Origin of the sequence: Phyllobacterium sp. (assembly GCF_037994405.1) — a bacterium.
GTDB lineage: Bacteria > Pseudomonadota > Alphaproteobacteria > Rhizobiales > Rhizobiaceae > Phyllobacterium.
Genome location: NZ_JBBNAN010000230.1, coordinates 1 through 5,367, shown reverse-complemented (window position 1 = coordinate 5,367; position 5,367 = coordinate 1). Strand labels below are relative to the sequence as shown.

The 5,367-nt window shown below is 58.4% G+C and carries 3 protein-coding genes and 3 pseudogenes; 3 read left to right on the top strand and 3 right to left on the bottom strand.

From position 1 onward, the window contains the following. Nucleotides 1–351: 351 nt before the first annotated feature. Nucleotides 352–558 (top strand): annotated as a pseudogene (locus AAAC48_RS12535) (transposase); the annotation flags it as partial. A 122-nt stretch (nucleotides 559–680) separates the two neighbouring features. On the opposite strand, the pseudogene AAAC48_RS12530 reads toward AAAC48_RS12535, so the two are convergent. From AAAC48_RS12530 to AAAC48_RS12520, 3 genes and pseudogenes are all read right to left on the bottom strand, one after another. Then, nucleotides 681–1,256 (bottom strand): annotated as a pseudogene (locus AAAC48_RS12530) (NapC/NirT family cytochrome c); the annotation flags it as partial. Further along, nucleotides 1,204–1,467: pseudogene (locus AAAC48_RS12525) on the bottom strand (U32 family peptidase); the annotation flags it as partial. The pseudogenes AAAC48_RS12530 and AAAC48_RS12525, both read right to left, overlap by 53 nt. Then, nucleotides 1,458–1,961, bottom strand: a complete 504-nt coding sequence (locus AAAC48_RS12520; RefSeq protein ID WP_340654483.1) for an SCP2 sterol-binding domain-containing protein — start codon at nucleotides 1,959–1,961, stop codon at nucleotides 1,458–1,460. The pseudogene AAAC48_RS12525 and the gene AAAC48_RS12520, both read right to left, overlap by 10 nt. Before the next feature lie 292 nt (nucleotides 1,962–2,253). Between AAAC48_RS12520 and AAAC48_RS12515 the strand changes: the two genes are divergently transcribed. Together AAAC48_RS12515 and AAAC48_RS12510 are read left to right on the top strand one after the other, a co-directional pair. After that, entirely contained in the window at nucleotides 2,254–3,279 is a 1,026-nt protein-coding gene (locus AAAC48_RS12515) for a zinc-dependent alcohol dehydrogenase (RefSeq protein ID WP_340654482.1), read from the top strand. Nucleotides 3,280–3,481: 202 nt separating this feature from the next. Beyond that, the coding region (locus AAAC48_RS12510; protein ID WP_340654481.1) for an acetate--CoA ligase family protein at nucleotides 3,482–5,367 on the top strand (1,886 nt) is incomplete at its 3' end.

The window sequence follows — 5,367 nt, the reverse complement described above, 5'->3', positions numbered from 1 at the left end:
GCCTAGACGAGGCCGCGATGGAGTACTTGCTCGGTGTCTTGGATGCTCGCATTGGCATCAACGCGGCTATTATCGTTGGACAGCGGGCTGACCGGCGGAGTAACCGCTACCACCCCATTCGAGGCCTTAGTGCCGGCTTAGCAGACCGTCAGCTCTCGGGAAGCTGCAACGGTGGTCTGAACGGCAAAATAGCGGGCGCAAAGCAGTCGTTAAATGCATTGATCACGAATATCCGGTTTGGGCCATACCCGGTCAACCCGCCTCGCGGATCGGACGACCGCATATGGCTGCAAGCCGACATTGAACTCGGGGTTCCTGGTGTGATTGAAGCTCCGAAAAGGAGCCTTGAACATGCGACATGCCCTCACCGATGCCGAATGGCGAGTAATTTTCCCGATCCTTCCTCGCAAGCCGCGTGGTGTCCCGCGTGTGGATGACAGGCGCGTCCTGAATGGCATCTTCTGGGCGCTGAGGTCGGGAGCACCCTGGCGTGACCTGCCCGAGCGCTATGGACCCTATACCACCTGCTACAACCGGTTTGTGCGGTGGCGCCACGCGTACTCCAGGATCGCCCATTGTACCTGATCCCAATGACGTCGCGCAATCAAACAGCTAACCAGACGGTTTTGAGCGGAGCGTTCCCGCAGGTCGTTTCAGCTTTTGCCTTTCGTGAACAATCTCTATTGGTCCGCAAATGCTTGCTTGTGTGCGTTAGCGATGGCCTGTTTCAGATCATCGATCGCGGAAGCAGAGGGACGCTTTTCGCCCTCCAGCTCCGGGGGCATTTTCCAGCCGGGGTCGACGCCCTGCATATTGGGAAGTTCGTGGGCGATCCCCTTGTGGCAATCGATGCAGGTGGCACTTCCGGACAAAAGATAGCGCGTATGGATTTGTGCCGCACGCTGCGTCTGCTTGGAAAGGTCCATTGCCACGGACGAATGGCAGTTGCGGCATTCCAGACTGTCGTTGGACTTCAAGCGCGCCCATTCATGCTGTGCCAGCTCGAGCCTGTGATCGAGGAATTTCTTGCGCGTGTTGATGGTCCCGAAAATCTTACCCCATACCTCTTTTGACGCCTGCATTTTGCGCGCAATCTTAACCGTCCATTCGTGCGGCACGTGGCAATCTGGACAGGTGGCCCGAACACCGGAGCGGTTCGAGAAATGGATCGTGCGCGTCAGTTCCTCATAAACGTTGTCCCTCGCCAAGGCGCACGGCATCGTCCACCGCTTCGTACCAGACAATCTCGTCTCCAGCCCTCATGAACGTATTGAGCGCGACGTAAGTCTGGGTGCCCTTGCTTCGGGCATAAGCGATCGACTGTTCCAGTTCCTTGCGGGTGAAGTTCAGGCCGGGGAAATTGCGGGCGTTCGTCTCGTCTCGAAAACCGCAGTAAACGACGTCCGCCCCAGCGTTGACCGCTTCTCGAAACGCGGCCGGGGTTCCTGCAGGGCAGATCAGTTCCATAGGGATTCTCCGGAGAGGGCTCGATCGCGGATCCAGTCGGCGACACGTTTAAAGAGGGGGCGCAATGGACCTGCTGCGGCGCTAAGATCGACGGAGAGATCGATGTTGCAATCGTCCAGTGCATTGCGAAGCGCCATCATCGATTCCATGTCGCCGGTGACCGCCAAGTCGCGCGAGAAGAAAAGAGCGTCGGCATCGCCGCGTCCTTCGAGCAACGCAAGCAGCAGGAAGAGAGGACCTTCAACAATCGCATCCGCCTGGAGCGCTCCCGGTTTGCGCGCGACCGTGATCATTGGCTTTGCAGGCTCGACCACAAATGTGAGCGGAAGATCGGTCGGCACAAAACCGTACCGTTTTCCGAGATGTTCGCCGAGGCGGTCAAAAAGATCAGGATGCTGCTTCAGCACCCGCAAGAGCATCAGTCTTGTCGCTTGATTGATCATGGAAAGCGGAACCACGGCGACAGGTGCAGCCAATAGAGGCGGAACTTTCATTTGGGTACCTTTTGAATGACGGAGTCGCACGATGCTATCAGCATGATTTCAGACGCTGTTTGATCCAGCACAAAGACAACGCGGCTTGGCAGACGTTTCATCCGTGCGAGATTCCGGCCGGCAATGGGAGATCCTTGGTGTCCCTTTCCCGTGGGGCTTCAGGAGACCGGCCGGAATCGATCCAGCAGTGATCGTCGTCGGCGTTCGTCACCGAAGATTGAGGATTGATCTCGATCAACGTGATCGAGCGCCGTTTATGGCCTCTTTCCTGTACTATAAAAAGGAGACGTGCATGACCAATATGATGAAAGCGGCGCTTGTTCGCGAACTGGGCAAACCACTGACGATCGAGGAGGTACCGGTTCCGGAGCCGGGTCCGGATCAAATATTGGTGCGCATCGCCGCGACGGGCGTTTGCCATACCGATCTGCATGCGGTCAAAGGCGATTGGCCGATCAAGCCCGTGGTGCCTTTCATTCCCGGCCATGAAGGGGTCGGTACTGTGGTCGGCATCGGTCGGTCGGTAAAACGGGTCAAGGAAGGCGATCGCATCGGCATTCCGTGGCTGCACACCGCCTGCGGTTATTGCCCGCATTGTCGCACCGGGTGGGAGACACTCTGCGGTTCGCAGAAGAATACAGGATACTCGGTCAACGGCAGCTTTGCCGAATATGCCCTGGCCGATCCCAACTTTGTCGGCCGCCTGCCTGATGCGTTGGAGTGGGGCCCAGCCGCACCTATCTTGTGTGCGGGCGTCACCGTTTATAAAGGTTTGAAGGAAACCGAGGTCAAACCCGGCGAGTGGATCGTGATTTCCGGCATAGGTGGGCTCGGTCACGTGGCTGTGCAATACGCCAAGGCAATGGGCATGCATGTCGCGGCCGTGGATATCCATCAGGAGAAGCTTGAACTAGCGACAAAATTTGGAGCCGAAATTGCCATCAATGCATCTGAAGTCGATCCGGGCGAAGCGTTGCAGAGGCGGATGGGGGGCGCTCACGGCGCACTCGTAACCGCCGTGTCGCCGACTGCATTTGAGCAAGCCTTCGCCATGCTGCGTTCTCACGGTACGATGGCACTCGTCGGCCTTCCTTCCGGAAAATTCGCGATGCCCATTTTCGACACGGTGCTGAAACGCATAACCGTGCGCGGGTCGATTGTCGGAACCCGCCAAGATCTGGAGGAAGCCTTGGATTTCGCTGCCGGCGGATTGGTGAAGGCACACTTCTCTTGGGACAAGCTCGAAAACATCAACGCCATTTTTGAGCGCATGGAAAAAGGCGGGATCGACGGAAGGATTGTGCTGAAGTTGCAATGAACGTTGAAGCGCCAACAGGCGGAGTGTGGCAAACATTCAAAATGCCGGCAGAACATGTGGATGAGGAGCATATTTGAAAAAGGCTGCAGAAGGGAGGAGAATTTCCAGCCGCGTACCCGAATTGGCTCACGGCAGCGGCGTTGAACGGCGCGATCGTCCCGTCATTTCCGATAATGACGCGTAAACTGCAGGGAAATTGTGCATGAGCATTAGAAACCTGGAACACGTCTTTCACCCGAAATCCGTCGCGGTAATTGGTGCGTCGGATAAAGTCGGATCGGTTGGCCGCATCGTCATGCGCAATATCGTAAGTGGAGGTTTTGAAGGCGAAATCTGGCCGGTCAATCCAAAGCACCAAATGGTAGAGGGCCGGACTTGCTATCACAAAGTGGAAGACCTTCCGGGCGTCCCGGATTTGGCCGTGATCGTCACGCCGCCGGGGTCGGTTCCTGGTCTCATCCGTGATCTAGGGGAAAAAGGCACGCGCGCGGCCGTCGTCATTACCGCCGGCCTCAACGAAGCGAGCGGGCTGCGACAGGAAATGCTCGATGCTGCGAAGCCCTACCTTTTACGCATCATCGGACCCAATACGGTTGGTGTGCTGCTTCCGCCAGCGAAACTGAATGCCAGTTTCGCCCACATGGGTGCGCAGCCCGGTAAGATTGCGCTGCTGTCCCAATCGGGCGCGATCGCGACGTCGCTCATCGATTGGGCCGCCGACAATCAGATCGGCTTTTCCCAAATCGTGTCACTTGGAGACATGGCAGACGTTGACATCGCCGATTGTCTCGACTTGCTGGCAGGAGATGGCGGAACGAAGGCGATCGTCATGTATCTGGAATCCATCCCGCATCCGCGTAAGTTCATGTCCGCCGCCCGGGCTGCTGCCCGCCTCAAACCCGTCATTGCGATCAAGCCGGGACGGCACAGCGAGGCCGCAAAAGCCGCCGCAACGCACACAGGTGCCTTGTCGGGTGCCGACCGCGTAGTCGACGCCGCGTTGCGCAGGGCCGGGGTTTTGCGCGTCGGCGGTCTGGCGGAACTGTTCGACGCCACGGAAACCCTGTCAAGATTTGCGGTGCTGGAGCGGGCGCGGGTGGGTATCGTCACCAATGGCGGCGGCGCAGGCGTTCTTGCCGTCGACCAGTTGATGGAGAACAAGGGCGAGCTTGCCGATCTCTCGGCAAGTACGCTGGAAAGGCTCAATGAGTGTCTGCCGCAAAATTGGTCACATGCCAATCCGGTGGACATCGTCGGCGACGCACCGCCGGAACGATTCAAGGCTGCGGTTGAGGCTGTGGCCGCCGATCCCGGCACCGACGCCATCCTGGTGCTCAACTGTCCGACCGGACTGGCGTCGCCGATCAATGCCGCGCGCGCTTTAGCTTCTTTGGTGAACTCAGGAAGGATCGCGGGAAAGCCTATCTTTGCCTGCTGGCTCGGTGAGCGTGTAGCCCGTGAAGGCCGCCATGTGCTTGTAGATGCGGGGATCGCAAGCTACGAAACGCCGGCGGCAGCCGCCAATGCCATATCCTATCTTTCCGATTGGTCACACGCACAGCGGGCCCTGATGCGTGTTCCCGACAGTCGGCACGATGATAAGCGCTTTGATCGGGAGGCCGTTTACCGGCTTTTTCACCGGGCTGCGGCCGAAGGCCGATGCATGCTGACTGAGCCCGAAGCCAAGGCGGCGATAGCGGCATACGCAATTCCAGTCCCCCGGACCCTCGTGGCGCGGACCGTTGAGGAGGTGGAGCATGCTGCCGGCGAGTTGTTGTCAGGAGGCGGTAAGGTCGTCGTGAAATTGCTTTCCAAGTCGCTCACCCACAAATCAGACGTCGGCGGCGTAGTGCTGGACATTGCAACACCAAGGGCGGCGCGCGAAGCAGCGGCGGCAATCAGTGCGCGCATCAGCACTTTCAGGCCTGATGCAGATGTCGACGGTTTTGCGGTGCAGCCAATGGTCTTGCGCAAACACGCGCAGGAATTAATCCTTGGTGTGAGCCACGATCCCGTTTTTGGCCCTGTGATCTTGTTTGGGGCAGGTGGGACGGGGGTAGAATTTATCGATGACACAGCCGTCAGCCT